General features: G+C 71.5%; 1 protein-coding gene. It reads right to left on the bottom strand.

Features of this window, described 5'->3' with window-relative positions; all coding sequences use genetic code 11:
• Positions 1-260: AMP-binding protein (locus tag IG05_RS43365; protein WP_037816083.1), on the bottom strand; the 260-nt coding region annotated here is incomplete at both ends.

The raw sequence follows: 260 nt of genomic DNA, 5'->3' as shown, positions 1-260 counted from the left end.
CGGTGATGCCGTACATGTTCACCAGCGCCGGCCGGTCCAGGCCGAGCCGCTGCACCCAGGGCCGCAGCTCGCCGAACTCCAGCTTCTCCCCGGCGAAGACCACCGAACGCAGGGCCAGCCGATCGATCCGCTCGTCACCGGAGGCGGCGGCGGACACCAGGGAACGGAACGCCGACGGCGTCTGGCTCAGCACCGTCACCCGCTGCTCCACCAGCAGGTCCAGGAACTCCTCCGGCGACCGCGTCACCTCACGCGGCACC

It is taken from the genome of Streptomyces sp. NRRL S-1022 (assembly GCF_000720135.1).
GTDB lineage: Bacteria > Actinomycetota > Actinomycetes > Streptomycetales > Streptomycetaceae > Streptomyces.
Note: the sequence above shows the minus strand (reverse complement) of the source record. Positions and strands in the feature narration are given on the sequence as shown.